Origin of the sequence: Leifsonia psychrotolerans (assembly GCF_013410665.1) — a bacterium.
Classification (GTDB): domain Bacteria; phylum Actinomycetota; class Actinomycetes; order Actinomycetales; family Microbacteriaceae; genus Cryobacterium; species Cryobacterium psychrotolerans_A.
The window spans coordinates 2177279-2202707 of sequence record NZ_JACCFM010000001.1; the positions used below are offsets into that span (position 1 = coordinate 2177279).

At 65.3% G+C, this 25429-nt stretch carries 24 protein-coding genes; 12 read left to right on the forward strand and 12 right to left on the reverse strand.

What is annotated here, in order from left to right:
• Position 1: 1 nt before the first annotated feature.
• The 3 genes from HNR05_RS10110 to HNR05_RS10120 all read right to left on the reverse strand — a co-directional run bounded on the left by HNR05_RS10110 (position 2) and on the right by HNR05_RS10120 (position 4723).
• Positions 2–610 (reverse strand): dTDP-4-dehydrorhamnose 3,5-epimerase family protein, encoded by a 609-nt coding sequence (locus tag HNR05_RS10110; RefSeq protein WP_179578892.1) that lies wholly within the window; start codon positions 608–610, stop codon positions 2–4.
• 65 nt (positions 611–675) lie between these two features.
• Positions 676–2496 (reverse strand): cell wall-binding repeat-containing protein, encoded by a 1821-nt coding sequence (locus HNR05_RS10115; RefSeq protein WP_179578893.1) that lies wholly within the window; start codon positions 2494–2496, stop codon positions 676–678.
• Positions 2497–2728: 232 nt separating this feature from the next.
• Positions 2729–4723, reverse strand: coding sequence for a cell wall-binding repeat-containing protein (locus HNR05_RS10120; protein ID WP_179578894.1), 1995 nt, complete (start codon positions 4721–4723; stop codon positions 2729–2731).
• A gap of 370 nt (positions 4724–5093) precedes the next feature.
• Here HNR05_RS10120 and rfbB point away from each other — a divergent pair, with 370 nt between their 5' ends.
• The 7 genes from rfbB (at position 5094) to HNR05_RS10155 (ending at position 11399) form a co-directional block, all read left to right on the forward strand.
• A complete protein-coding gene (rfbB, locus tag HNR05_RS10125; RefSeq protein WP_179578895.1) occupies positions 5094–6077 on the forward strand; it encodes a dTDP-glucose 4,6-dehydratase in 984 nt (327 codons plus the stop codon).
• A gap of 43 nt (positions 6078–6120) precedes the next feature.
• Complete coding sequence (locus tag HNR05_RS10130) at positions 6121–6372, forward strand: type II toxin-antitoxin system Phd/YefM family antitoxin (RefSeq protein WP_179578896.1); 252 nt, start codon at positions 6121–6123, stop codon at positions 6370–6372.
• Complete coding sequence (locus HNR05_RS10135) at positions 6369–6770, forward strand: type II toxin-antitoxin system VapC family toxin (RefSeq protein WP_179578897.1); 402 nt, start codon at positions 6369–6371, stop codon at positions 6768–6770. The genes HNR05_RS10130 and HNR05_RS10135 overlap by 4 nt, the downstream gene beginning before the upstream one ends.
• Positions 6771–6778: 8 nt before the next feature.
• The gene (gene rfbD / locus HNR05_RS10140; RefSeq protein WP_179578898.1) at positions 6779–7630 is read left to right on the forward strand and encodes a dTDP-4-dehydrorhamnose reductase; all 852 of its coding nucleotides are present in this window, start codon (positions 6779–6781) and stop codon (positions 7628–7630) included.
• Positions 7631–7833: 203 nt separating this feature from the next.
• Positions 7834–9000 carry a glycosyltransferase family 4 protein gene (locus HNR05_RS10145; RefSeq protein WP_179578899.1) on the forward strand — a complete coding sequence of 389 codons (1167 nt, stop codon included), beginning with the start codon at positions 7834–7836 and terminating at the stop codon, positions 8998–9000.
• Positions 9001–9048: 48 nt separating this feature from the next.
• Positions 9049–9234: a hypothetical protein gene (locus HNR05_RS10150; RefSeq protein ID WP_179578900.1), complete on the forward strand. Its 186-nt coding sequence runs from the start codon at positions 9049–9051 to the stop codon at positions 9232–9234.
• A 404-nt stretch (positions 9235–9638) separates the two neighbouring features.
• Positions 9639–11399 carry an HNH endonuclease signature motif containing protein gene (locus HNR05_RS10155; RefSeq protein ID WP_179578901.1) on the forward strand — a complete coding sequence of 587 codons (1761 nt, stop codon included), beginning with the start codon at positions 9639–9641 and terminating at the stop codon, positions 11397–11399.
• Positions 11400–12390: 991 nt separating this feature from the next.
• Here HNR05_RS10155 and HNR05_RS10160 read toward each other — a convergent pair.
• The 3 genes from HNR05_RS10160 to HNR05_RS10170 all read right to left on the reverse strand — a co-directional run bounded on the left by HNR05_RS10160 (position 12391) and on the right by HNR05_RS10170 (position 15520).
• Positions 12391–13698 (reverse strand): LCP family protein, encoded by a 1308-nt coding sequence (locus HNR05_RS10160; protein ID WP_179578902.1) that lies wholly within the window; start codon positions 13696–13698, stop codon positions 12391–12393.
• Positions 13699–13748: 50 nt separating this feature from the next.
• A complete protein-coding gene (gene purE / locus HNR05_RS10165; RefSeq protein WP_246318604.1) occupies positions 13749–14216 on the reverse strand; it encodes a 5-(carboxyamino)imidazole ribonucleotide mutase in 468 nt (155 codons plus the stop codon).
• A gap of 137 nt (positions 14217–14353) precedes the next feature.
• Positions 14354–15520, reverse strand: coding sequence for a 5-(carboxyamino)imidazole ribonucleotide synthase (locus HNR05_RS10170; RefSeq protein ID WP_179580808.1), 1167 nt, complete (start codon positions 15518–15520; stop codon positions 14354–14356).
• A 125-nt stretch (positions 15521–15645) separates the two neighbouring features.
• On the opposite strand from HNR05_RS10170, the gene HNR05_RS10175 reads away from it, so the two are divergent.
• Entirely contained in the window at positions 15646–16182 is a 537-nt protein-coding gene (locus HNR05_RS10175; RefSeq protein WP_179578904.1) for a GtrA family protein, read from the forward strand.
• 27 nt (positions 16183–16209) lie between these two features.
• Here HNR05_RS10175 and HNR05_RS10180 read toward each other — a convergent pair whose 3' ends face one another.
• Together HNR05_RS10180 and HNR05_RS10185 are read right to left on the reverse strand one after the other, a co-directional pair.
• A complete protein-coding gene (locus HNR05_RS10180; RefSeq protein WP_179578905.1) occupies positions 16210–16731 on the reverse strand; it encodes a PH domain-containing protein in 522 nt (173 codons plus the stop codon).
• Positions 16732–16738: 7 nt separating this feature from the next.
• Positions 16739–17593, reverse strand: a complete 855-nt coding sequence (locus HNR05_RS10185; RefSeq protein ID WP_179578906.1) for a biotin--[acetyl-CoA-carboxylase] ligase — start codon at positions 17591–17593, stop codon at positions 16739–16741.
• Positions 17594–17858: 265 nt separating this feature from the next.
• Between HNR05_RS10185 and HNR05_RS10190 the strand changes: the two genes are divergently transcribed.
• Positions 17859–19430: an acyl-CoA carboxylase subunit beta gene (locus tag HNR05_RS10190; RefSeq protein ID WP_179580810.1), complete on the forward strand. Its 1572-nt coding sequence runs from the start codon at positions 17859–17861 to the stop codon at positions 19428–19430.
• A gap of 8 nt (positions 19431–19438) precedes the next feature.
• Complete coding sequence (locus tag HNR05_RS10195; protein WP_179578907.1) at positions 19439–19693, forward strand: acyl-CoA carboxylase epsilon subunit; 255 nt, start codon at positions 19439–19441, stop codon at positions 19691–19693.
• A gap of 293 nt (positions 19694–19986) precedes the next feature.
• Here the strand turns inward: HNR05_RS10195 and HNR05_RS10200 are convergent, their stop codons facing one another.
• The 4 genes from HNR05_RS10200 to HNR05_RS10215 form a co-directional block, all read right to left on the reverse strand.
• On the reverse strand, positions 19987–21066 hold the full coding sequence (locus tag HNR05_RS10200; RefSeq protein ID WP_179578908.1) for a hypothetical protein: 1080 nt from the start codon (positions 21064–21066) through the stop codon (positions 19987–19989).
• Positions 21063–22529 carry a sensor histidine kinase gene (locus HNR05_RS10205; protein WP_179578909.1) on the reverse strand — a complete coding sequence of 489 codons (1467 nt, stop codon included), beginning with the start codon at positions 22527–22529 and terminating at the stop codon, positions 21063–21065. Before HNR05_RS10205 ends, HNR05_RS10200 begins: the two co-directional genes overlap by 4 nt.
• Entirely contained in the window at positions 22516–23175 is a 660-nt protein-coding gene (locus HNR05_RS10210; RefSeq protein WP_179580812.1) for a response regulator transcription factor, read from the reverse strand. The genes HNR05_RS10205 and HNR05_RS10210 overlap by 14 nt, the downstream gene beginning before the upstream one ends.
• A 100-nt stretch (positions 23176–23275) precedes the next feature.
• Complete coding sequence (locus tag HNR05_RS10215; protein ID WP_179578910.1) at positions 23276–24592, reverse strand: class I SAM-dependent RNA methyltransferase; 1317 nt, start codon at positions 24590–24592, stop codon at positions 23276–23278.
• A gap of 65 nt (positions 24593–24657) precedes the next feature.
• Between HNR05_RS10215 and HNR05_RS10220 the strand changes: the two genes are divergently transcribed.
• Together HNR05_RS10220 and HNR05_RS17780 are read left to right on the forward strand one after the other, a co-directional pair.
• On the forward strand, positions 24658–25299 hold the full coding sequence (locus tag HNR05_RS10220) for a Maf family protein (protein WP_179578911.1): 642 nt from the start codon (positions 24658–24660) through the stop codon (positions 25297–25299).
• Positions 25289–25417 carry a hypothetical protein gene (locus HNR05_RS17780; RefSeq protein ID WP_281369809.1) on the forward strand — a complete coding sequence of 43 codons (129 nt, stop codon included), beginning with the start codon at positions 25289–25291 and terminating at the stop codon, positions 25415–25417. The genes HNR05_RS10220 and HNR05_RS17780 overlap by 11 nt, the downstream gene beginning before the upstream one ends.
• Positions 25418–25429: the final 12 nt, after the last annotated feature.

Below are 25429 nucleotides of genomic sequence, written 5' to 3' on the forward strand. Positions count from 1 at the left end.
ATTACTTTCCTTCGTTCAAGCTCTGGTAGAACGCACGCATGACATCCCACGTGGGCAGCAAGCCGGAGGCCGCAGCCTCGGCGAGGCTCGGCGCCTCAAGGTCTTTCGGCGACAGCAGCGTTTCTCCGGCTTCCTTCGGGAAGACGAGGCCCACCTGCTCGTCAAGCGGGTTAATGCCGTGTTCGCGGGTGGGGTTGAAGACATCCGTCACCAGGTAGCTGACGGTGGCATTGTCGGTCAGCGACACGAAGCAGTGCCCGAGGCCCTCGGCGATGTAAATCGCACGACGGTCGATGTCATCGAGCAGAACGCTGTCCCACTGGCCGAATGTCGGCGAGCCCACACGAATATCAATCACGTAGTCAAGCACGGCGCCGTGCGTCGCCGTGACATATTTGGCCTGGCCGACCGGCACGTCAGCGAAGTGGATGCCGCGCACCACACCGCGCTTCGAAACCGAGCTGTTGGCCTGACGCAGATCCATCGAGTGCCCGATGGTCTCTTCCAGTTTGTCGAAGCGGTACCACTCGAGGAACACGCCTCGGTCGTCGCCGAACTGCTTCGGTGTGATCTCGTAGGAATCGGGGATAGAAAGTTCGCGAATCTGCACTGTCGAAGTGTAGCAAGCGGCGCTTGGCAGCTCCTGGAGCTCACCGAGCGCCGCTGCGCCTCAGCCTATGCAGCCCGCCAGCGCGGCTTCGAATCAGTCGGCGTCTTACTGCAAACCATCTTCTTCCCTGTCTTCGTGTAGCCGATCCAGCCGAGCTTCGCCGCTGCGCAGAACGCGCCGGGCGACACAAACGACGGATCAACCGTGGGACCCTGCACGGGAGGCGCCGGAGGCTTCGGGGGCGCGGGCGGTGCCGGAGCGGGGATCGTGGAGCACGGCACCATTTTTGCCACCCCGGCTCCGAGTGCGCCCGTTCCACCGAGGAGGACCGTGCGGATGCTTCCCGCCGACGTCATCGCCGAGAGCGCGGCGTCGGGTACACAGTTGTTGGGCACGACGTAGAGCGGAGCGCTGTCGCGACCCGCGAGTGCCGCGCCTGCCAGAGCATCCGCAAACCCGGTACCGACGGCGAGATAGCTTGTCGACGAGGAGCCGAAGGCCGTGGAGTTAATTGTGACGGAGGTCGCGTAGCGATCATTTCCAGCCAATCGCTTCACTGATTTCACGCCCGAAACGCTCTTGAGGCCTGCCTCAATCGCCGATGAAACCACGGCGGTGCCGCCCGCGATGCGAATCGACGTGCTCTTCAGCGAGACGATTAGTGAGCCGGTAGCCGTATCGACCGAGCTGTTTGCACCGTTGACCAGAATGACCGGGCTCGCTGTCGAACCGGCCGCGGCCGATGCGCTCAGGGCGTCGGGAAAGTTGTTGCCCGTCGCCAAATAGGAGAGCCCGGCGCCGCCGGTGAACGCGTTCGCTGTGACGATTCGTGAGGTTTCGTAGCGGTCACGCCCCGCGTCGCGCCGCACGGTGGGCGCGAGTTTCTTCAGATCAGAGAAGACGGCTGTTGAGATGGCGCTTTCCCCACCGACCGCGACAATCAACTGCGGCTTCAACCGCTGGATCTCCGTGCGAACTGTCGGCACGAGCGAATCGGGAGCGGTGAGCAGGAGAGGTCCGCCCTGCTTCGCTGCGGCCGGCGCGGCGCTCAACGCGTCGGGATAGTTGGTACCCGTTGCCAGGTAGACGACATCGACTCCCGCTGGATACTTCGCCGAGATCGCGATCGCTGTTGCGTAGCGATCGGCTCCCGCAATGCGCACCACTCCCGCAGTGACAGGCTCGCTGGGCAGCGGCTTCGTCGTGTCGGCTTTGCTCGGCGCCGCAACGGCCCGAGCGCCACACGAACCGGCCAAGAGCCCGTCGAGGGTGGCCTTCTCGGCGGGATCGATCGACAGGTTCCAGCGGTATTTCACCAGGACCCAGTCGATTGCATAATCGCAGTGAGTGCCCGCAAGGGGCGGAAGCCAGCGACTCGGGTCGGATCCGCCCTTGGCGGAGTTGACCGAGTCGGTCACCGCGACGAGGGATTCAGGCAGGCCGAGGTCGTTTGCAAAGGCCTGCCGCTGCGCGGCATTCCACGAGTAAGCACCGGACTTCCAGGCTTCCTGCAGGGGAACGAAGTGATCGACATCGACGTCGGCCGGCGTGGTCCACGTGGCCCCGTCGTACCAGGAATACCACGACCCCGCGGTGATGGAACACCCCGCGCCTCTCGTCACCGGAATGGTGGACTCGGCGATCAAGACCTCTTGGCGGGTATCGCATCCGTTGGCATCGGCATCGACCCAGTGCGTGAAGAGGTCGCGGTTGTATCCAACCTCATGCGGGTCGGCGACGGTGAGGGTGGCCAACAATTGATGCGCTGAGCTGGACGCTGCGGCCACGACTGGGTCGTCCTGTGCGGCCTGCGCGGCTGGCGCCGGCGCAGTCGACAGAACGGATGCCAGCAGTGTGCCGACGAGAATAAGGGCACCTGAGCGCATCGCGGTCCTTCGACGAGTGTGAATGGTGGTGAATGAATTGGCGGCTACTCGAACGATGTGCACGACAGCTCGACCTGAGGCTAGAGGGGAAGACGATGATTCGGATACTGCGCCACGCCCCGGTTGAGGCGCTGATCGGCACATGTCACGGACGAGAGGCGGAAAGACGCGGAAACACGCGAACCGTACCCCCCGGTTTGGGGCAGCTGCGCGCTTCTCGGGATCCGGCCGGTCAGCAGCCGGCGAGAGCGGCGACGCGGTCGAAGAGCGCCCCTGGTCCGCCGAGCATGGTGACCGTCGTGACCTTGAGCGTTGAGACGAGCGTCGAGCGGGTGTCGGCGGGCACACAGTTTGTCGGCACGATGAAGAGCGGGCTCTTCGCCTTCGCCGCAGCCGCCGCCCCGGCGAGGGCATCCGGGAACGACCATCCGGTCGCCAGGTAGGCCGTTTTTGCCGTCGAGAAGCTCGCCCGGTTGATCAGCACACTGGTCTGGTTGCGGTCGGTCCCCGCGAATCGGGTGACGGACTTGCCGCTCGACAGGAGCGCCGTTTGAATTCCTGCCGAGACGGCGACTGGACCACCCGAGATCATGACAGTGGATGTTGCGGCCAGGGCAGCCCCTGTCGGGGCGTCGAGCGTCGACTCAGCTCCGTTCACGAGAAGGACTGGGATCTTGGCCACCCCTGCAGCGGCACCGGCCGACAGCGCGTCGGGGAAGTTCGCCCCCGTCGCAATATAGGCCTTGGTCGCCGTGGGGAAGGCTTGAGCCGCGATCGCACGAGATGTCGCATACCGGTCTTCGCCGAAGACACGAGTGACGGGTGCGATCGTCTCCAGCTCGGCTTGCACGACCGTCGAGACGGCGGCCTCGCCACCGACGACCACAATCTTCTTCGGCTTCAACCGCGCGATCTCGGCCTTCACTGCCGCGGGAAGGTCGCCGGCCTGGGTCAGAAGAAGCGGGCCGCCCTGCGCCGCCGCAGCGGGTGCCGCGCTGAGCGCATCCGGGAACTCTGCGCCTGTGGTGACATAGACGACGGGCACACCGCTGGACGGGTAGCTCCCCTTCGAGATAGCAACGGCGGTGTCGAATCGGTCAGCACCGGCCAAGCGGGTGGCGGCGGGCGAACCGCCGGCAGTGGGATCGCCGAACCAGTCGCTGTAGTAGTTGAAGAAGTTGCGGTTTCCATATGACGAGCACGCATTGTTCGCAGCGTCATACCCGGCTGCGAGCGCGGCCGCATTCGGCTGATACGGGGTGTAGTAGTAGAGCGCTGCCGTCGCCTTGTTCGAAATGAAGACGGGTGACGTTCCACAGCCTCCATTGCGGTGGAACTGAACCGGCACCGTTGCGCCGACCTTGAACCTCTGAGTGAAGGAGCCCTCGGGGTTGGTGTACCAGGTGAGCTGACGGCCCGCTGCAAACAACTGGTTGAAGAAACCGTAGTAGGTAGAGTCACACACGTCGGTGTCGGGGCAGCCGTAGCCCATTGCCTTGCGCAGAATGGAATCCGACGGCGAGGTACGCGTCACAAGCCCCTGCTCCTTCTGAAGCGTCACCAAAATCACTTTGGCGCTGATCCCACAGGCGCGCTGCACCTTATAAATGATGCGCGCGGCAGACTCGTTCGCGGCACCGTTGTAGGTACCGCAGGTACCCCAGCTCCAGGTGCGAGTGGGGGTATCGAAACGCAGATCGTTGAGGCAGCTGGCTCCCGTGCACCTCGCATCGAGGAAGTTCTGAATCTCAGACTCGGTCATCGCCCAGGAGTTATAGAAGTTGTAGTCGCTGATGATGTTGCCGGGGTTGAACCCCGCAAGCGCCGCAACCTCCCGGTCGCGCAGCGTCAACGCGTCGCCACTGGCGGGGGGCGTCGCGTCGGGCAGCGGATCAACTGCCTCGTCGAGGGGAGCCGGGGCCGGGGTGGGCACCGGCGTCTGCGCGGGAGCGGGCACGATCGCCGGTGCATCCGTCGCGGGGGCATCTGTCGCAGGCGCATCCGTCGCGGGAATGTCGTCGACGGGCGACTCGGTCGGCTCGTCGGTCGGTGTCGGAGCGGGTGTGGGGGTTAGCCCGGGTGCAGCGGGAGCCTCAGTCGACCCGACGCTCACGCCCGAATCCTCAACTGCCGACGCCAGACTCACCGGAGTGATCGCGACTCCGATTGCGAGCGCGACGGCGCACACTCCAGTGACCAGTGGCTTCAATACAATCGTGCGGCGCATTCCGCGATCCTATCGGCGAGTTCCATCGAATCGGGGTAGGCAGAGCGCGAGAAACCACATTGTCTACCCCCAGACGAGCCATCGAAGAGGATTCGGGCGCCCCACTGATCCCCCCTCACTCATTGAATCGAATGCGGAAGTACTGGTCCTGGCTGAGAACCAGCCTCTGCCCGGTGAGCTCGACGCGGAATCTGGCCGATTGCTCGGCCAGATTCGAAACCTTCCTGCGCGTGTAAATGCAGAACGATACCGTGAGAAAAATCCACGGAACCTGTCGGGCCGAGCGCGATCGAATCGGCACCCATGAGACGGGTCGCTTCGTCCAGTAGAATCGCGACAGCATTCAATCGAACGGAACGGTTACTTTTCTATGAAGATCCTCGTCACCGGCGGCGCCGGCTTTATCGGCTCGAACTTTGTTCGCCGTACCCTGGAAGACGCCTACCCGGGCTTGGAAGGCGCCGACATCGTCGTTCTCGACGCCCTCACCTATTCCGGCAACCTGGCCAACCTGGCCTCCGTCGCCGACTCCCCCCGTTACACGTTCGTGAAGGGCGACATCCGCGATGGCGCTCTGCTCGACACGCTGTTCCCCGATGTGGATGCCGTCGTGCACTTCGCCGCGGAATCGCACGTCGACCGTTCGGTGCGCGATGCCTCGATTTTCGTCGAGACGAATGTGCTCGGCACCCAGCAGCTGCTCGACGCCGCCCTGCGCAACGACGTTGCGCGTTTCGTTCACGTCTCCACCGACGAGGTCTACGGCTCGATCGCCGAAGGCTCCTGGAATGAGGAGTGGCCGCTCGAACCGAACTCGCCCTATTCGGCGTCGAAGGCCGGCAGTGACCTGCTCGCCCGCAGCTACCACCGCACCCACGGCCTCAACGTGTCGATCACGCGCTGCTCGAACAACTATGGCCCGTTCCACTTTCCCGAGAAGGTCATCCCGCTGTTCGTCACGAACCTGATCGACGACACGCACGTGCCTCTCTATGGCGAGGGCAACAACATTCGTGACTGGCTGCACGTCGACGACCACACCCGCGGAATCGCCATGGTGCTCGTGGGCGGCCGCGCCGGTGAGATCTACAACATCGGCGGCGGCACCGAGCTCACCAACAAAGAGCTCACCCAGCTGCTGCTCGACGCGACCGGCAAGGACTGGTCGTACGTCGACCGCGTCGCCGACCGCCTCGGCCACGACCTGCGTTACTCGGTTGACATCTCAAAGATCCAGGCCGAACTCGGCTATGAGCCGCGGGTTCCGTTCGAGACGGGCCTGGCCGACGTCGTGCAGTGGTACCGCGACAACCGCGAGTGGTGGGAGCCGCTCAAGGAACGTGCGGCGCTCTAACGCACATCTGCTACGTCGTGCTACGCACGGCTACACTGATGGCATGAGTCTGGTTCCCGTTCGAGACCTCCGCAATCACACTGCGGAGGTCATCGAGCGTGCGCGCAACGGCGAAGACCTCACGATCACGTCGAACGGGGTGCCCGTGGCACGGCTTGTTCCGGTGAACCCGCCAAAACGGGAATTTCTCACGAAGTCGGAGTTCTTGGCCATGCGACCCGGCGCACCGACGGCCGAGCCACATCCGCACGACCGCTGGGACGACACGACCGACGACCTCGGGCCGATCGAATGAGCCCCTCGCGGGGACTGCTCGACACCAGCGTGTTCATCGCTTTGGAACAGGGGCGCACGCTGGATATCGCGCGGCTGCCCGACGAACAGTTCGTCTCTGCGATCACGCACGGCGAACTGTATGCGGGAGTGCACGCCGCACAGTCGCTGCACACCCGCTCGGTGCGGCTTTTCACCATCGAGTCGCTCGTGAACCTGCAGACGTTGCCGGCCGACACCGCCGCCGCTGCACACTGGGGGCGTCTCCGTCAGGCCGTGAGCGAGGCAGGCCGCAGGGTGAACGTGAACGACCTGTGGATTGCCGCCATTGCCCTGGCCCATTCGCTGCCCGTTGTCACGCAAGACTCAGGATTCGAGATGCTGACCGACCTAGGCGGCCCCGCCGTCATTCGAGTTTAGGAGAACCCATGAAGTACCTCATCGCTGGCGCCGCCGGCATGCTCGGCCATGACCTGCAGACGGCGCTCGCCGGCCGCGACGTCACTGCCCTTCGCCGCGCCGACCTCGACGTGACCGATCTGGCCGCAGTGCAGGCCGCCGTGGCCGGGCACGACGTGGTCATCAACGCGTCGGCCTACACGCAGGTCGACGACGCCGAGACGAACGAGGATGCCGCGTATGCGGTGAACGCCCTCGGCGCTCAGAATCTGGCCATCGGTGCCGCTGCGGCGGGCGCGAAGCTCGTGACGGTGTCGACGGATTACGTCTTCGACGGCACGGCCACGACGCCCTACCCCGAAGCGACGCCTCGCAACCCGGTGAGCGCCTACGGCCGCACCAAGGCCGAGGGCGAGCGTCTCGCTCAGGAAGCCCACCCCACGGGCACCTTCATCGTGCGCACCGCCTGGCTTTATGGCCAGCATGGACCGAACTTCGCGGCCACCATGTTGCGTCTTGCGGCGTCGCATCCGGAAGTCACCGTGGTCACCGACCAGGTCGGCCAACCCACCTGGACGATGGACCTTGCCCGGCAGATCGTGACGCTCGTCGACTCGGATGCCCCGGCCGGCATTTACCACGGCACCAACAGCGGCGAGGGCAGCTGGTTTGACTTCGCCCGTGCCGTCTTTGCCGAAGCCGGCCTCGATGCGAGCCGTGTGAAGCCGACCGACAGTTCGGCGTTCGTGCGCCCGGCCCCACGCCCTGCATATTCTGTGCTCGGCCACTCCGCCTGGGACGCCGTGGGACTTGCTCCAATGCGCCCCTGGCAGGATGCGCTTACTGAGGCGTTCGCGACGGGCGCCCTCGGGGCCAGCTAAGCCGCGTATACTCGATCGACTTCGGCCCCTGAACGCGCTACCTCGCTCAGGGGCCTTCACATGTGCTCTGCAGCATCGCTCGTCTAGACTCCTGATGTGAAGATTCCCCGTGGAAGCTGCGTTTGTCACAGCGCGAGCAGCCTATCCCGCAGCAGAATCGACACGTCGGGAACAGCCACACATCAAGAAGCTTTGGGGGCACTATGACAACGCTACGCGTCGTCGTCGACCAAATGGCCGCACCGGTACCCGGTGGGATCGGTCGGTACACCGAAGAATTGACACAGGCCCTGATCGCCGCCGCCCCCGCCAATTGCGCGGTCGAAGGAATTGTCTCGTCGTCGTCCGAGGCGGACTACGCCTCGATCGAAGAGCGGCTTCCTGGCCTGGCCAGTCTCTACAAGACCACCCTGGCGCGCCGAGAACTGTCTGCAGCCTGGCAGCTCGGGCTATCGACGTCACCCGGCCCCGGCATGATTCACGCGCCCGGACTCCTCGCCCCGCTGCGCCGACACGACCGGGTGAATAGCGGTACTCAGGTCGCGGTGACGGTGCACGACACGCTCGTGTGGTCGCATCCGGAGGCCTTCACCGCCACGACAGTGGCCTGGACCAAGGGCATGATCCGACGGGCCAAGAAGCATGCGGATGCCATCGTCGTTCCGAGCCACGCTGTTGCTGCGCAACTCAGCGAGATCGTTGACCTCGGTGATCGAGTTCGAGTGATTGGCCCGGCGCTCAGCCGCACATTCCAGCTTCCCGGCGCCGGGTTGGCCGGAGAGTTTGCTGCCCAACTCATCGACGAGCGACTCGGCGCGCTGAATCTGCCGAGCGAGTACATTCTCACGGCGGGAACCCTTGAACCGAGGAAGGGGGTCGCCGCCGTCATCGCGGCGCTTGGCGAACCCGGCGCACCCGATCTGCCGCTCGTGGTTCTCGGCCCTGATTCCTGGGGCGAGCTGAATCTGGCGACGGTGGCCGACGAGGCTGGCTTGAAGCCCGGGCGGGTTCAGGCGTTCCCAACGCTCTCCAACGAGGATCTTGCGCTGGTCATGTCCCGCGCCTCAGCCTTCGTGTACCCCAGCCTGGATGAAGGCTTTGGCCTGCCGATGATCCAGGCGTTCCAGATGGGCACCCCCGTCATTCACTCGGACGCCCCCGCACTCGTTGAAACCAGTGGTGACGCTGGGTTCGTCGTCGAGCGCAACGACGCCGACGGGTATCCGCGACGCCTCGCCGCAGCCCTCACCACAGTGCTGGGCGATCGGGAGTTGGCCGACAGGCTGAGGGTGTACGGCAGCGATCGCTCCCGGGCGTTCAGCTGGCGGGATTCAGCCGAACGGGTGTGGCAGTTACACGCTGATCTGTAGGAGTTCGGGCGAGCTTCGCTTGATTCCCGATACTCCCGAGCACGACGTGTGGATCGCTGGCTCGCTCGCATCCGTCTGCGCACTCTTTCTGCCTTTGACGACAACGGGAATCGGACCGAAGACGCGGGTCCGGACCTCGAAAACGTCACGGTCATCGTCGCCGGGTCGAACCACGCACTGCGCGTTCCCCGTGCGGGCGCCGGGGCCGAACCGCACTGCGATTTCGCACTGTGACAATGGAACGCTCTCAGTGGGCGAATGCATCTCATCGCCTGCTTTTTCAAGTCTCGTTGGACGAAACTCGACGGTTTCAATCGGCCCCGGTATCGAACAAGACCGACGTGACCACAATCACGAAGACCGCATACGGGAAGCTGACCGAGAGTCCTGAGTCGCCGGATCCAGTACCACGACGGCCTGCGCTTTGGCGGGCGGCTTCCCGGATGCGACGACTGTGTGACCGCGCACTGACATGGCTGCGGCCGGCGGCACGGGTGCAGTAAGCCGAGTCGGCGAGACCGGGTGCGGATTTCTGTCTCGCATCAGAGAGAACTCCTCCCCAGATAAATGTTCGATGACTTATGCACAGATCCTGAGATTTGCTCGTATTCATCTGCGCAAAGTTTTAGAGTGGGGGTATGGAAAAACTCACCGATCGACTCAGGGAATCCGCCGCAGCGGTCGCCCGGCTCGGTGATGGTGTGGCCGCGTTCCACGGGCTCTCCGACGCCGAGTTGCTCGGGGCGCAGGGTCTGATTGCGACGCTGCGGCGACAGGTCGACAGTTACGCGGTGTGGGCGGCCGGCGAGATCGCGCTTCGATCGAAGCCCGAGTTCGGTCAGCGGGGCCTGGCCCGGCGGCACGGCTTTGGCAGCCCGGAGTCGATGATCGAACGCACCGCCGGTACGACCCACGCCGACGCTGTGAAACTGGTCAGCCTGGGCGTGATGCTCGCCGACACCGCGGATGCCGCCGAGGCTGCTGTGGCTGCTGCTGCTGCTGCTGCTGCTGACGCTGACGCCGCTGCCGCTGCTGCTACGGATGCGGAGGATGCCGCCGCCGAATCGGGTGACGCTTCACACGCCGACGATCCCGGCGCTGTCGACGCGGAGGCCGGCCCGCCGCCGGGTGCGCCGAGTGCGTTGTCGTGGCTGGCCGAGGTCTCGGCGGCGTTGAACGCGGGAACACTGTCGGCCGATGCCACAGCCGCCATCCGCAAGGGCCTGGGCGAGACCGGCCCCGGCGTGTCGGCCGAGAAGCTTCACGCGGCAGCCGTGCTTTTGATCGGTGAGGCGCGCACCCTGAGCGCCGACACGCTCTGGAAGCGGGCCCGGGTGCTGCGGGATCAACTCGACATCGAGGGCATCAGCCGCCGCGAGAAGACCCAGCACGGTGAACGCTTCTTCCGCCTCTGGAAGCAGCCCAACGGCATGTACCGGACCAGCGGCCTGTTCGCGCCCGAACAGGGCCGGCAGATCGAGCTGATCGTCGAGGGAATCACCGGCCCTCGCCGCGGCGGACCGCGCTTTGTCGACCCCACAGCCCACGCGAAAGCTCAGGCCCTGCGCGACGACCCCCGAACAACCGACCAGATCGCCGCCGACGGCATCCTCACCCTGCTGCACCTCGGCACCGAGGCCGACCCCCACGTCGTCCTTCTCGGCCGCCGCCCCACCGTCACCGTGCACGTGAACGCCGCAGCGCTTCCCGCGGCCAACCCGCCCGAGCACCCCGAGCCCGCCACGCGCGGCACCGCCAGCGATGACCGCGATCAGCATCCGCGCAGCGGCGAAACCCTGTCGAGCTCGGCCCTGTCGCCACCAGCACCAGCACCAGCACCAGCACCAGCACCAGCACCAGCACCAGCACCAGCACCAGGCTCAGTATCAGCACACGCGCCCGCGCCCCGACCAGCCGCGCCCCTGCCACGTCCGGCACCCAGCACATCAGGCGCAGCGGGCGGGTTCGGTCATATCGACGGTGTCCCGGTTTCGCTTGCGACGGTTGAACGGCACCTCTGCTCCGGCTACATCGCCGTGCAGTTCGGTCCCACCGGTCAGCCGGTCAACCTCGGACGCGAACAACGCTTCTTCACCACGGCACAACGCGCCGCGTTGGCTGCCCGCGACGATGGGTGCGGCTGGGTGGACTGTGACAAACCAGCCTCCTGGACCGAAGCGCACCACATCGAGCACTGGGTCGATGAACACGGCAACACCGACCTCGCCGTTGGCATTCTGCTCTGCTACTTCCACCACATGCTGCTGCACAACAACGGCTGGCACATCGACCGACACGGCGACGCCTACTGGCTTGTCCCACCAGGCGACATCGACCCGAACCAGACCCCGATCCGCCTCCGCAGCGTCAACCTGCTGCAACACACCACACGTCCGTGAATCGAACGCACTCACGAACCCACTGACCGACCGGCGGGCACGGATCGAGCTGCCCCCGTTGATCGAGCCCGTCGAGATCCCCGCACAGAGTCTCGGGGACGGGTCACGGGGTCTCGACAAGCTCGACCAACGGGGCGGGGCGACCCGACTCGCGAACCCGTTGATCGAGCGTGTCGAGATCACCCCACCAGGTCTCGGGGACGGGTCATGGGGTCTCGACAGGCTCGACCGGCGGGCGCGGATCGAGCTGCCCCCGTTGATCGAGCCCGTCGAGATCCCCGCACAGAGTCTCGGGGACGGGTCACGGGGTCTCGACAAGCTCGACCAACGGGGCGGGGACGACCGGCGGGGCGACCCGGTCCGCGAACCCGTTGATCGAGCGTGTCGAGATCACCCCACCAGGTCTCGGGGACGGGTCATGGGGTCTCGACAGGCTCGACCGGCGGGGCGGGGACGACCGGCGGGGCGACCCGGCCCGCGAACCCGTTGATCGAGCGTGTCGAGATCACCCCACCAGGTCTCGGGGACGGGTCATGGGGTCTCGACACGCTCGACCAGCTGAGCGGGGCGACCCGACCCACGAACCCGTTGATCGAGCTCGTTGAGGTCCTGCACCAGGTCTCGGGGACGGGCCACGGGGTCTCGACAAGCTCGACCAACGGAGGGGGCCCGACCGACGGAGTGGGGACGACCGACGGAGTGGGGACGACCGACGGAGTGGGGACGACCGGCAAAACCGGTGATCGAGCGTGTCGAGAACACTGCACCCGGTCTCGGGGACGGGTCACGGGGTCTCGACAAGCTCGACCAACGGAGGGGGCCCGACCAACGGAGGGGGCCCGACCAACGGAGGGGGCCCGACCAACGGAGGGGGCCCGACCAACGGAGTGGGCCCGACCAACGGAGTGGGCCCGACAACGGGGCGGCACGACCAGCGGAGGCGGGGGCGGCACGACCAGCGGAGGCGGCCCGAGCGGCGGAGGCGACCTCGTTATTCGGCGGGAGCCTCGGTGGGCGGCGGCGCCAGCGCTTCGTCAATCATCTGATGAATTGAGACAAAGTCCGGATCCGTCGGGTCGACATCGTTGTCGGGCGTCAGGTTCACCGCCTTGATCGGCAGCGTCTTCGTCTTCGACGACAGGTTCACGAAGTAGCCGAGCATGCCCTGTGGAATGTCAGTCTTCACGACCTGGGTTCCCGCACTAGCGACGGCCTCGAACTTGGCGATCACGTTGGCTGGATTCGCCTGCGCAAGGATCGCTTCCTGCAGCTGATGTTGCCGGTTCATACGGTCATAATCGCTCGTGCCATGGCGCGAGCGCGCGAACCACAATGCGTGATACCCGTCCATGTGTTGCATGCCTGGCTCGAACCAAAACGCGACATCCGTGAAGGTGTCATCGGAATGCACCGGCACCCGGCTCTGCACATCGATGTCAACGCCGCCGAGAGCATCGATGAGGTCAGAGAAGCCCTGCATGTCGATCAGCACGTAGTACTGAATCGTCAATCCGGTAATACCGCTGACGGCATCCCGCATACCCTCAATACCGGGTTCGCTGCCGTTCTTGATCGCCTTCGGATACATCTCCGGGCTCTTCAACTCGACCTCCGTGAAGACCGAGTTCAGCTGGCAAACATCAACCTCACACCCGTCGATCGAGCCGTAACCCTCGGGATACAGGTCGGCAAGCGGTCCATCCGAAAACGGGAACCACTGTAAATCGCGCGGCAGCCCAATCATTGTGGCCTGCCCGGTCTCGGCATCGATACTGACCACCGAGATGCTGTCCGGGCGCAAACCGTCGCGATCGGCTCCGGCGTCACCGCCGAGCAGCATGATGTTGTATCGTCCGTCGACGGGAGGAACACTCGGGCCTGCCACGAAAACCGACGACAGAAAGTTGCTGGCGGATGTCGCCACATAAGCGCCATAACCGGCAGTGCCCGCGAGCACGACCATCAGCACTGTCGCGAAGCCGGCGATGAGCGGCCGTGCGCCGGGGGCTGCCTTGACCAGTCGCACCAGACGGAGGGTATCGAGCGTGAGGATGACCCAGACGACGCCATAGAAGACCAACGCGGCGGCCAGCACCCAGAGGCCGATCGCCGAGGTGAACAGGGTGAGAACCGTTGCGGGCCAGAGGAGATAGGCCACACCGAGCAGAATCGCGAGAGTCCACAGAGTCAGTGTCGCGCGGAGGCCAAACCGCCCGAGTTTACGATTTCCGGCGAGCACCTGCGCTGATCCGGGTACCACGAGGTTCAGCAGCACGAGCCACCACCCGCGTTTAGTCATGACATGGGTCGAGCCAAGCTCGGGATACCGAATCGGGTTATTGACGCTGCTCATATTTTGGCTTGCAGATCCCGGCTCTTCTGCTCGACCTGAGCGGCCAGAGAGACCATGTAGTCGTCGAGCTTGATCCGCAGGCTGTCATCGGATGTCGCGAGCACCTTGATCGCGATCAGGCCGGCATTGCGTGCCCCACCGATGGAGACTGTCGCGACAGGCACGCCGGCCGGCATCTGCACGATCGACAGCAGCGAGTCGAGACCGTCGAGTCGTCCGAGCGGGACGGGAACGCCCACGACGGGAAGAGTGGTAACCGCGGCGAGCATGCCGGGAAGGTGAGCGGCACCGCCCGCCCCCGCGATGATCACCTTGAGCCCGCGCTCACGTGCCGAGGTGCCATAGTCGATCATCTTCTGCGGCGTGCGGTGAGCCGAAACGACGTCCACCTCGCACGGCACTCCAAAGTCGCGCAGAATCTGCACGGCGTCACTCATGACGTTCCAGTCGGAGTCCGACCCCATGACCACACCGACGAGCGGTACCTGACGGTTCGACGAGTCGACGGATGCGACGGCGTCGTCGGTCGGGGAGGTGAACGGGGTGTCTGTCACAGGGATCTCCGTCAGGGTGGTCTCGGGCACGGAGTCGATCTTATGCATCAGTCCTGGAAAAACGCCGCAGTGGCGCGCGCCTGGTAGACGACATCGTCCAGATCATCGCCACCCGCGGTGACGTGACCGACCTTACGGCCAGGCCGAGGGTCTTTGCCGTAGTTGTGCACCTTGACGCTCGGGTAGGCCTGGAAAGCGCCGGGGTAACGTTCGACCAGTGAGCCTGTCGTCGGCCCACCGAGAATGTTGACCATAACCGACCAGGCATCACGCGCCGCAGTTCCGCCGAGCGGCAGATCGAGCACCGCACGCAGGTGCTGCTCGAACTGGCTCGTCGTCGAGCCGTCCATCGACCAGTGCCCGCTGTTGTGCGGCCGCATGGCCAGCTCATTGATCAGCAGCCGCTCATCCGTTGTCTCAAACAGTTCCACGGCCATCACACCGGTCACACCAATGCCCTCCGCGACGGCGACGGCGATCGCCTCGGCGACCTCGGCCAGTTTTCCGGAGGAGTGCGGTGCCGGTGCGATCACTTCGGCGCAGACCCCATTCTGCTGAACCGTCTCGACGACCGGCCAGGCCACGATTTCGCCGGACGGACGACGGGCCACCAACTGGGCAAGTTCGCGGGTGAAGTCGACGAGTTCTTCGACCAGAAGTGCGCCGCCGTTGGCATCTTCGGCGAGCGCCATAAACCAGTCGTCGACGTCGTGGGCGTGACTCACAACGCGCACACCCTTGCCGTCATAACCACCGCGGGCGGTTTTGACGACGGCGCGGCCGCCATGGTCGGCCAGGAACTCGGCCAGTTGCTCGACGTTTTCGATGCGCGCCCATTCGGGCACCGGCAGTCCGAGGTCGCTGAGCTTCTGACGCATCAGCAGTTTGTCTTGGGCGTACAGCAGGGCGTCGGGGCCCGGGTGCACGGCGATACCGCGTGCGACGAGTTCACGCAAAATCTCTTGCGGCACATGCTCGTGATCGAAAGTGATCACGTCGACCGTCTCGGCAAATGCGAGCACGACCTCGAGGTCCCGGTAGTCCCCCACGCCGAAGGCGGCCAGGTCGGCTGACATGCCGTCGTTCTCCGCGAGCACCCGAATCTCGATACCGAGATTCACCGCCGCGGGAATCATCATCCGGGCCAGCTGGCCGCCGCCGATGACACCAACAATCGTCGTCATGTCTTCACCAATTTCTGTGCGAGCTTTCATATCGCCGTCAGCCCCCGCCCAGGCAAGGTTCTCGGCTGCGTCGTAGACTGCCGAGCGCGCAGTTACTTTTCGCACCTCTATCTTCCCTCACTGTTGTTGCTTCGATGAACCGGCCGGACCCTGAAATGTCGACTTCTCCTTGGACCCGCTCACGAGTTTTCGCCCTCGGCGCGCAGGTGGGCAAGTTCGGTGCCGTCGGCCTCGTCGGGTTCGCCGTGGATGTCACCGTTTTCAATCTTCTGCGCGCCACCGTGTTCGACCCGCACCTGGTCCATGCCGGACCGATCTACGCGAAGATCGTCTCGACGATTCTCGCCATCGTCGTCAATTGGCTCGGAAACCGTTACTGGACCTTCAGCTCCAACCGTCAATCACGAACTGTGCGCGAGGGCATCGAGTTCTTCGCCGTGAGCCTGGTGGGGATGGGAATCGGGCTCGCCTGCCTCTGGTTCTCGCACTACGTGCTCGGCATGACGAGCGTGCTGGCCGACAACATCTCATCGAATGTGATCGGGCTTGGACTCGGCGCCGCGTTCCGCTTCGTGCTCTACCGCTACTGGGTATTTGCACCGGGTCGCGGCCGTGCGGAGGGGACTGGTCCGGGTTCGGCGACCGCACCTGTGCCAGACGACGCACGCCGGGGGCGGCTCGAAATCTCGTGAAGGATCCGCGTGACTGATCGGGGAGTGTCACTCACCGAGAGCGTGCTGTGAGTCGGCCGGAGCCGTCTGCTCAATCAGGTCGTGCAGGGCCTGCTGGACCAGCGTGGCACCGGGCACATCCTTCAGTACAATCGGATTTCCCTGCCCAGCTGTGATGCGCACGTCACCCGTGCCGATCATCGCCTGGATCCAGTTTGTGCGCACGCTCACGCCATAGCCGCGACTGTGCAGAATCTCTTGCCGCACCCGCATGAAGAACCCTGTGCGCACGATCACGCGGCGGGTGGTGATGGTGTACCGGCGTGTCAGCCAGACCATGAGCGGCAGGAACCACAGCAGCAAGACGATCAATCCGGCCCCGATCAACACTGCCGCGTTCTGCCACGGTTCGGGGAGCGTGCCGTAGACGTATCCGGTCGCGCCGCACACCGCAAACAAAAGCAGTGTCGGCCAGAATAGCGCTCGGCCGTGCGAACGGAGCCGCGCGACGACCTGTTCAGTTCGCCCCTCGGCTTCGCCGTTGCTGTGGCCCGCCACGCTTTTAGTCATAGTTTCATTAATAGCGTAGGTGGGTCACATCGCCGGCGGCGACCGGACGCGATTCCCCGGTGGTCTGGTCGATGACCACCAACCGCCCCTGCGGGTCAAGCGCGGTGGCCGTACCGACGAGGCTGTCACCGCCGGGCAACTCGACGCGCACCACGGTGCCCAACGTTCCGCAGACCTCCGTGACAGCCGCGAACAGGCCGCTCTGCTGCGCGTCGCCATCCGCAGCAAGAAAGGCGTTGACCAGCCCGCTCAGCTCGCGGAGGTACCGAGCCAGAACGTCGTCGGGGTCGACCGGCCGCTGCGTGACGAGCAACAGCGACGTCGAGGTGAGCGTGGGCAGGTCGTGCTCGTCGAGTGAGACGTTGAGTCCGGCGCCGATCACGACACCGGTCGCGCCCGGCAGCAGTTCACAGAGGATGCCGGACACCTTGTAGCCATCGATCAGAACGTCGTTCGGCCATTTCAGCGACACGTCATGGACGGGATTCTCCACCTCGCGCAACGTGTCATTCAGGGCCGACTGGGCCACCCGCTGGGCCTCGAGGCTCTCGCCGACGACGGAGCGCACGGCACGCGTCATGGCGGCTCCGGCGAGAAGTGGAATCCACCCGAGCGTGTCACCCGTCAGAGCCTCGGTACGCAGCAGCACTGAGATCGCCAGCGATTTGCCGGTGGGCGCCAGCCAGGTGCGTCCGAGGCGGCCGCGTCCGCTGGTCTGATTGTCGGTGACGACCACCGACAGATGCGGCCAGGTATCGGCATCCATTCCGGTCGCTGCCGCAACCAACACGTCGTTGGTCGACCCGGCCTCGGCCAAATACTCGAACCGTGACACCGTCTCGCGACTGACCTCAAACTGCATGCGTGCCTCTTCCCTTGCGTAACTCCTGCAATTCTCTCGGATACCCCGCGCATTCGCCGCTTTCGGGCCGGAACGAGCAAAAATGCAGGAGTCACGCGCGTGGGACGGCGCGACCACGAGCAGAAATGGGTCGAGCGGCGCCGCCCCAGGTGGAATCGACCAGCGTATTGAGACACTTTTGTAGAGAATCGTCAACGGTTCAGCCCCGTACTTGGCCGGTAGAGTGAACGGCGTGACTCTGAATTCTCCTGCGGCAGCCCCCGACATGTTCACGACAGCCGGCAAGCTGGCCGATCTGAAAGCCCGATACCACGAGGCCGTCACGGCCAGCGGCGAAGCGGCGATCGCCAAACAGCATGCCAAGGGCAAGATGACCGCCCGCGAGCGCATCAACCTGTTGCTTGACCCGGGATCGTTCGTCGAGCTCGACGAGTTCGTGCGCCACCGCACCCACGCCTTCGGCATGGAAAAGAAGCGGCCCTACGGCGACGCCGTCGTCACCGGCACCGGCACCATCCACGGTCGCCAGGTCGCCGTCTACTCGCAGGACTTCACCATCTTCGGCGGCTCACTCGGCGAGGTCGCCGGCGAGAAGATCATCAAGGTGATGGACCTCGCGCTGAAGACCGGCGTTCCGATCATTGGCATTCTTGACTCGGGCGGAGCGCGCATCCAGGAGGGTGTCGTCGCCCTCGGCAAGTACGGTGAGATCTTCCGTCGCAACACCGCTGCATCCGGCGTCATCCCCCAAATCTCGATCATTTGCGGCCCGGCCGCCGGGGGCGCCGTCTACTCGCCCGCCCTGACCGACTTCGTGATCATGGTCGACAAGACCAGCCAGATGTTCGTGACCGGCCCGGACGTCATCAAGACCGTCACCGGTGAAGATGTGGGCATGGAGGAGCTCGGCGGCGCGCTCACCCACAACACAATCTCCGGAGTCTCGCACTACCTCGCCAGCGATGAAGAGGACGCGCTCGACTACGCTCGCTCGCTGCTCAGCTTTCTGCCCGACAACAACCTGGCCGAACCGCCGGTGTTCGACAGCGAGGTTGAGCTGGAGACGACGGATGCCGATCGCAAGCTCAACACGATCATTCCCGATTCACCCAACCAGCCCTACGACGTCAAGACGGTCATCGAGCACATCGTGGACCACGGCGACTTTCTCGAGACTCAGCCGTTGTTCGCGCCGAACATCGTCGTGGGCTTCGCCCGGGTCGAGGGCCGTTCGGTGGGCATCGTCGCCAACCAGCCCAACGCCATGGCCGGCACCTTGAACATCGAGGCCGGCGAGAAGGCTGCTCGTTTCGTGCGGTTCTGCGATGCCTTCTCGATTCCGATCCTCACGCTCGTCGACGTTCCGGGCTACTTGCCGGGCACCGAGCAGGAATGGACCGGCGTCATCCGTCGTGGCGCAAAACTGCTCTACGCCTACGCCGAAGCGACGGTGCCGCTGATCACCGTGATTCTGCGCAAGGCCTATGGCGGCGCGTACATCGTCATGGGTTCGAAGCAGCTGGGCGCCGACATCAACCTGGCTTGGCCCACGGCCGAGATCGCAGTCATGGGTGGCCAGGGTGCCGTCAACATTCTCTATCGTGCCGAGATCAAGGCCGCGGAGGATGCCGGCGAGGATGTCGCCGCGGTGCGCACACAGCTGGCCAACGAGTACACCTACAACGTCGCGAGCCCGTTCCTGGCCGCAGAGCGTGGCGAGCTGGACGGCATCATCGAGCCGGCCACCACGCGTGTCGCGGTGACGAAGGCGCTGCGGGCCTTGCGCACCAAGCGCGCGAGCCTGCCGCCCAAGAAGCATGGGAACATCCCGCTGTAGGCGGCGCTATGACAATCGCATCGAACTCAGACGCCGCACCTACCGGCGAGAACTCCCTCGCGCAGCTCGGCTTCGTCACTCGCCGGGTCACCCCGACCGAGGTGTCGGCCGTGTCTGCGCTGCTGCATGGACTGCTGCAGGAGGAATCCGACAGTCTGCGTGTCAGCCCGGCTCGTGCCCAGGATGCCTGGCGTCTCAGCCAGCGCGACGTGCGTGCGCCGCTGACGCCCGGAGCCGGTCGCTGGCGCAGCTTCTCGGGCTAAACCGCGGTCAGCGGCCGGAACCGGTGTCCCCCGAAGTGCTGACTGTTCCTACCTGTACTTGTGCGAAAGCATAGTAATTGCCCGGTGGTTCTCTGTGGGACCACCACCACTGATTCGTCGACTAGGGTAAGCGGACGAATTTTTGGAGGCAAGTTTGTGCGGCATTCGGGTTGCCGCCAGACTGGAAACTCAGAAATGGGGACCGGCTTCGGCCGGTCCCCATTTCTCATCTCGGGCGCGTGCCTCTCAGATCGGGCGCGTGCCTTCTCATCTCGGGCGCGTGCCTTCTCATCTCAGGCGCGTGCGGCCGACGTTCCGGCGCCGAGGGCGTGCGACGCCGTCGCCCGCAGCCGGGGAATTTCGAGCCAAAGATCGACCTCATCGTCGGGTGAGTCGAGCCCCAGAGCGCTGACACTCGGATCGCTGCTGCGCAGCCCGACGACCGTAATCGCCGTGGCACCTCCGTCGGCCACCGTGCGCGCGATGATGGTGTCGGCGCTCGTCTGGGCAATGGCCGCGGCAAGTTCGTTCAGAATGCAGTTGAGTTCCGACGCTTCGATGTCGTCGATACCGCCTTCGTCGAGCAGAGTGACGAGCGCTCCACGGCGTCGGGCCGCCATGACCGCATCGCGAACCGGATCGTTCAAGAGTTGGCGTCCGCGGATCTCGTCACGAATCGCGGCTTCAAGATAGCGGCACTCTTGGCGCTCCTCCTCGGTGAGGATGCCCCGACGTGCAACGATCCGCCGCAGCATGGGAACCGCCAACCGGTTGGTGTGTTCAAGCCGTACCTGGCGCTCGTAGAGACGTGCCTCCTGGGCGGCCTGCCATTCTGTGGCTTCCCGTTCTGCGCGCGCAAACTGTCGAGCATCCCGGCCGGCCCGTGCCAAACCACGCGAGAGAGTCACCGCGATGGTCACCCATACGACGCTCCCGATCACTCCCATGCCGACCAGTGCCGCTGGTCCGGCCCAGACGACGGTGTGGACTACCAGAAACCCGATACCGATCCAGGCCACCACCTGGCGTTTACGCGTTGCGACGATGGTCATCAAGGTGCCGACCGCTGCCACGTACCAGGTGGCATAGCCGCTCGCATAGCCGCCACTCGGGTCTGCTCCGTTGAGCTGGCTGCCCACGAGGAGCGGCAACGCCACGCACACGGCGAGGGAGAAGAACGACAACCACAGCGGCATCCGCATCGGCGACGTCGGCCACAGACTCATCACCGTCGCAAGAGAATAGAGGGTCAACGCGACGAGTGGAGGGCCCGGATGCGCCGGCACCCCGAGTGAATAGACCCCGAGCATGACGTGGTAGCCGCTGAGTAGTGCGGCCAGCCCCAGTACGAGGCCGCGGGGAACGGTGATCATGCGCGTTCTCCCGTCTGAGTGGGCGCGATCGCGGCTTCGGTGTCGGCAGTGGACGCGGTGCTTGTGGTGGAGGAGTAAGCGCTCGAAACGGTAGAAGCGGTGCCGCCGTCACCGTCATCGTCGAGCCCGAGCGCCGGAATCTCGTCACCGCTGAAGAGGCCCAAAACCGCGTTCGAGTCGGACTCGGTGCTCGGCCAGTCGAGGGTGATGGTGGTCCCCTGCCCGGGGGCCGACTGCACGTGCACGGTACCGCCGGCTCCGGCCACGCGTTCCAGAATGGAGACCCGCAAACCCAGTCGGTCGTGTGAGACGGCGTTCGGGTCGAAGCCGACGCCGTTGTCCGACACGACAACGGTGCATCCGCCGCGCAGATTGGCCGCGATTGTGAGTGTGCGAACGAGCGCCCCCTCGGCGGATCCCGCGTGCTCAACGCTGTTCACCATGGCCTGCACACTGGCCGAGTAGAGGGCCTCGCTTGCAGAGATGGGCAGGCTCAGACAGTCATGGTCGCGTTCGATCACCGTGAACGGCGTGGCAAACGAGCCAGCGGCTGCCCGGATGCGGTGGCTGAGCCTTTCGAGCGGAATCTCGCCGTGCTCCCCGAACGGCACCTCTCCCGCGTCGTTCAGGCGCACAATGGCGTGGCTGGCCATCGCGCTGGCCAGTTCAGACGCGTGCGGCGTGCTGGCCGAGGCGGCCGACAGAAGAGTGGCCAACACGCTGTCGTGAACGATCGAATCAACCTCGACCCGCTCAAGCTCGGTGGCGTGTTGGCGCACAGCGACGGCGTACTTGATCAGGGCGTTCGTCTGCGCCAGGTCGACGGCAGCCGTGGCTTGCCGGAGCATGGCGATGATCGTGAGCACGACAAAGCCGAGCAGAATCGCGTAGACCGTATCGATCGAGGCCAGAACTACGCCCTTGTCGCCACCCGACGGGAGCATCCGGATGATCCCGTACATCACCGGCACGGCCACGGTATAAACGCCCGCCCAGAACACCGGGAAGGCGATAGCCGCGCACGACGTCGCCACCGTGCAGAGAAACCAGATCCACGGTGCGCCCCCGAGAACGGCCGAGGGGTCAATCATGAGCGAGGGCCAGCAGACGAGCGTGACGATGTATAGCGCGGCGACGGTGCTCGCGATTGGGCGTACCGCGCGCTTGCTGACGGCGGCGACCACCAGAGCCACGACGGCCAGCCCCATCACCGCCGCGAGTATCGGGGCCAGGGGGGCAATGCGCAGATCAAGTTGATCGAGAAAGAGCGGAATGCTCTGCAGTGTGAAGATCAGCCCGACGCCGGCGACCGACCGTGAAATCACCGCTTCGATCTGGGTTCGGCTGATGGGCTGTCGGGAGCCGAGCTGCCCACTATTTACGGCGCGTCTGCCGCCGTCAGCCGCACCGGCTTGCATCTCGGATCCCACTTGCTCACCGATCAACTGCTCAGAAGTTGCCATTCCCGCTGCCTGAGTCGAGCCCGGGCAGAATGCCGTCTTCGACCGCGCGCCGCAACAGGTCGACCTTCGTGGGGGCCGGGCGACCCACCTCGACATATTTCACGCGGATGCGGTCGAGGTACTCCCGCGCCGTCGAATGCGCGATGCCCAGCTGCATGGCCACCATCTTCAGCGGCAGTCCCGAAGCGTAGAGGTGCAGCACGTCGCGTTCGCGCCGACCGAGCTGGGCCTTCGAGAAAGCCCGATCCGCGTCGATCGCGGTAGCCCATTCGAGATTGTTCAGAACATCACCACGGGCCACGGTGGCGACGGCAGCCATCACCGTGGTGGTCGGTGACGACTTCGGGATGACACCGGCAGCCCCGGCCGCCAGTGCCTCACGCACGAGAGCCACCCGGTCTGCGATGCTGTGCACCAAAACGGAAGCACCGGTGTCCTGGGTGATCCTCACGTTGTCGGTCACGCGTGATCCGTCGCCCAGCGACAGGTCGAGAACGATCACGTCACAGCGCAAGCCTTTCAACGCCGCCACAAGTTCGCTGGCCGTCGATGCCGTCGCGATGACGTCAAAGCCCGCTTTCTCGCAGGCTGCGGCGAGCCCCAGCCTGACCGATTCGTGGTCATCGACGATTCCGACGCGCACCAGGGTGTCGGTGCGGGCTGCGCTGAGCGATTCTGCCAATGTCACGGTGCCTTCAATTCTAGAACGAGGGTTGTCTACCCTCACAGTACCGATCCCGAAGCGATTATCGGGTCAGAAGCGCCACAGCTTCGACGTGATGGGTGTTCGGGAAGAGGTCGAAGGCACGCAGCGTCGACAGCTGATACCCGTGTGCAGCGAAGAGCGCGACGTCGCGGGCCAATGCGATAGGGTCGCAGGCCACGTAGACAATCTGGCGCGGCGACAGTGCACCGAGCGCGTCGACAACGGCCTTGCCCGCGCCGGCGCGCGGCGGGTCGAGCACCACGGTTGCCGCCTGCTGGCGGGCCCGGTCTGCGGCCGTGGCTTCGCGTGCGATACGGGCCAGAAAACGGTCCACCCGGTCGGTCTGGGCGCTCGCGCCGACCCAGTCGGCCAGGTTTTCTCCGGCGAATTCGGTGGCTTGCATGTCGCTTTCGACCGAGGTGATGCGTGTCGTGGAACCGAAACGGTCACCGACCGCGGCGGCGAGAAGCCCCACGCCACCGTACAGATCGAGGTTGTCGGCCCGCGGGTCGAAAAGCGAGGCATCGATGGCGTCTTGAACGGCCGAGGTCAGCGTCGCTGCAGCGCTGGAGTGCACTTGCCAGAAGCCGGCAGCGTCGAGCTGGAATTCGCGGTCGCCGACCATTTCGATGATCGGGCGCTTGGGCGTGGGAACGCGCTTACCCTTGGCGTCGCGTTCGGCAACCAGCACTTGCACACGTCCGGTGCTCGGAGCAACGACGTCGATCGACGCGGCACCCTTGAAATACTCATCGAGCGGGGCTGCGGCTTCGACACCACGGTCGGCCAACGGGAGATCGTCGACCGAGATCACACGGTGCGAACGAGCCGCGTACGGACCCACCCGGCCGTCTTCGGCCACCTGCAGACGGATGCGCGTGCGCCAGCCCGTGCCGTCGAGTGCGTCACCCGGGGACGCGTTCTCGCCGACGGGAACGGCCTCGACGGCGACATCCGTTTCGATGCCGGCCATGCGCTTCATCGCGTCGGCCAGAACCTGGCGCTTGAGTTCGCGCTGGTGGGCGAGCTCGATGTGGCCGAACTCGGCACCGCCGGCGCGGTTCTCAGGCGCGCGCTCGATGGCGGCGGCGGACCAGACGTGCGGCTGGCGCTCCGGAGCGGCGTCGAGCACCTCGACGGTCTCGGCGCGCCAGAAGCTCTTCTTGTTGGCTTCGGTCAGCCGGGCGCGCACGCGCTCCCCCGGCAGCGTGTCGGTGACGAAGACGACGCGACCTTCGTGCCGGGCGACGAAGATGCCGCCGTGAGCTACGTTGGTGACGTCGAGTTCGAGTTCGGCGCCGACGATGCCGGCTTCGTTGCGTCGATCATTCTGACCGGTCTGATTCTGAGTGCCCATCCTTTAAGAATCTCACACTGCCCGGATGCCTGCGCACGGGAGCCCTGCCACCTCTGAAGGGAACCATGAACTTCTGCCTCGCTTCCACCTCGCCCGCTCGCCTGGCCCTGCTGCGCTCGGCCGGAATCGAGCCGGTGCTCCACGCGCCCGACGTCGATGAGACCGCGGTGGCGGATGCCGCGGCGCAGGCTGCCGGCGCTCCCCTGCACCCCCGAGAGGTCGTGCAACTGCTCGCTCAGGCCAAGGCCGAAGCCGTGGCGTCCGGGCCAGCCCGCGACCTCGACGGGTTGATCCTGGGCGGGGACTCCGTCTTCGTGCTCGACGGGATCGTCTATGGCAAGCCGCACACCGCCGAGCGCGCCAAGGAACGCTGGCTGGCTCAGCGCGGCCACACCGGTTCGCTTTATTCCGGACACTGGCTGATCGAACAGCGCGGCGGCGTGTCGGTTCGGGCCGTTGGCGCTTGGGCGGTGGCCGAGGTCACCTTCGCCGCCGACATCACCGACGGGGAGCTCGACGCCTATATCGCCACCGGCGAGCCGCTCTTCGTGGCGGGGGCGTTCACCATTGACAGCCTGGGAGCCCCGTTCATCAGCGGCATCGTGGGCGACCCGTCCACGGTGGTCGGGTTGTCGCTGCCCACTCTTCGCACGCTGGTGCGTGAGCTCGGCCACGAGTGGACCTCACTCTGGAACCGTGACGCCTGAGCCAGCGGCTGCGGCTGCGGTGGCGGTGGCGGTGAGTGCTGCTGAGCGCACGGCTGCGCGCACCGCTGTGAGCGTTGTGGCGGCTCTTAGCGCGGCTCCCTCAGCGCGGCAGTTGTAGGTATCCGTGGTA

What these genes read in the sequence shown, in the direction of transcription:
- HNR05_RS10190 (WP_179580810.1), top strand. Translation starts at nt 17,859, where the DNA reads ATGTTCACGACAGCCGGCAAGCTGGCCGATCTGAAAGCCCGATACCAC.
- HNR05_RS10200 (WP_179578908.1), bottom strand. Translation starts at nt 21,066, where the DNA reads ATGATCACCGTTCCCCGCGGCCTCGTACTGGGGCTGGCCGCACTACTC.
- HNR05_RS10145 (WP_179578899.1), top strand. Translation starts at nt 7,834, where the DNA reads ATGACAACGCTACGCGTCGTCGTCGACCAAATGGCCGCACCGGTACCC.
- HNR05_RS10115 (WP_179578893.1), bottom strand. Translation starts at nt 2,496, where the DNA reads ATGCGCTCAGGTGCCCTTATTCTCGTCGGCACACTGCTGGCATCCGTT.
- rfbD (WP_179578898.1), top strand. Translation starts at nt 6,779, where the DNA reads ATGAAGTACCTCATCGCTGGCGCCGCCGGCATGCTCGGCCATGACCTG.
- HNR05_RS10155 (WP_179578901.1), top strand. Translation starts at nt 9,639, where the DNA reads ATGGAAAAACTCACCGATCGACTCAGGGAATCCGCCGCAGCGGTCGCC.
- HNR05_RS10185 (WP_179578906.1), bottom strand. Translation starts at nt 17,593, where the DNA reads ATGCAGTTTGAGGTCAGTCGCGAGACGGTGTCACGGTTCGAGTATTTG.
- rfbB (WP_179578895.1), top strand. Translation starts at nt 5,094, where the DNA reads ATGAAGATCCTCGTCACCGGCGGCGCCGGCTTTATCGGCTCGAACTTT.
- HNR05_RS10220 (WP_179578911.1), top strand. Translation starts at nt 24,658, where the DNA reads ATGAACTTCTGCCTCGCTTCCACCTCGCCCGCTCGCCTGGCCCTGCTG.
- HNR05_RS10135 (WP_179578897.1), top strand. Translation starts at nt 6,369, where the DNA reads ATGAGCCCCTCGCGGGGACTGCTCGACACCAGCGTGTTCATCGCTTTG.
- purE (WP_246318604.1), bottom strand. Translation starts at nt 14,216, where the DNA reads ATGGGGTCGGACTCCGACTGGAACGTCATGAGTGACGCCGTGCAGATT.
- HNR05_RS10160 (WP_179578902.1), bottom strand. Translation starts at nt 13,698, where the DNA reads ATGACTAAACGCGGGTGGTGGCTCGTGCTGCTGAACCTCGTGGTACCC.
- HNR05_RS10120 (WP_179578894.1), bottom strand. Translation starts at nt 4,723, where the DNA reads ATGCGCCGCACGATTGTATTGAAGCCACTGGTCACTGGAGTGTGCGCC.
- HNR05_RS10205 (WP_179578909.1), bottom strand. Translation starts at nt 22,529, where the DNA reads ATGGCAACTTCTGAGCAGTTGATCGGTGAGCAAGTGGGATCCGAGATG.
- HNR05_RS10195 (WP_179578907.1), top strand. Translation starts at nt 19,439, where the DNA reads ATGACAATCGCATCGAACTCAGACGCCGCACCTACCGGCGAGAACTCC.
- HNR05_RS10175 (WP_179578904.1), top strand. Translation starts at nt 15,646, where the DNA reads ATGTCGACTTCTCCTTGGACCCGCTCACGAGTTTTCGCCCTCGGCGCG.
- HNR05_RS10215 (WP_179578910.1), bottom strand. Translation starts at nt 24,592, where the DNA reads ATGGGCACTCAGAATCAGACCGGTCAGAATGATCGACGCAACGAAGCC.
- HNR05_RS10170 (WP_179580808.1), bottom strand. Translation starts at nt 15,520, where the DNA reads ATGAAAGCTCGCACAGAAATTGGTGAAGACATGACGACGATTGTTGGT.
- HNR05_RS10130 (WP_179578896.1), top strand. Translation starts at nt 6,121, where the DNA reads ATGAGTCTGGTTCCCGTTCGAGACCTCCGCAATCACACTGCGGAGGTC.
- HNR05_RS10180 (WP_179578905.1), bottom strand. Translation starts at nt 16,731, where the DNA reads ATGACTAAAAGCGTGGCGGGCCACAGCAACGGCGAAGCCGAGGGGCGA.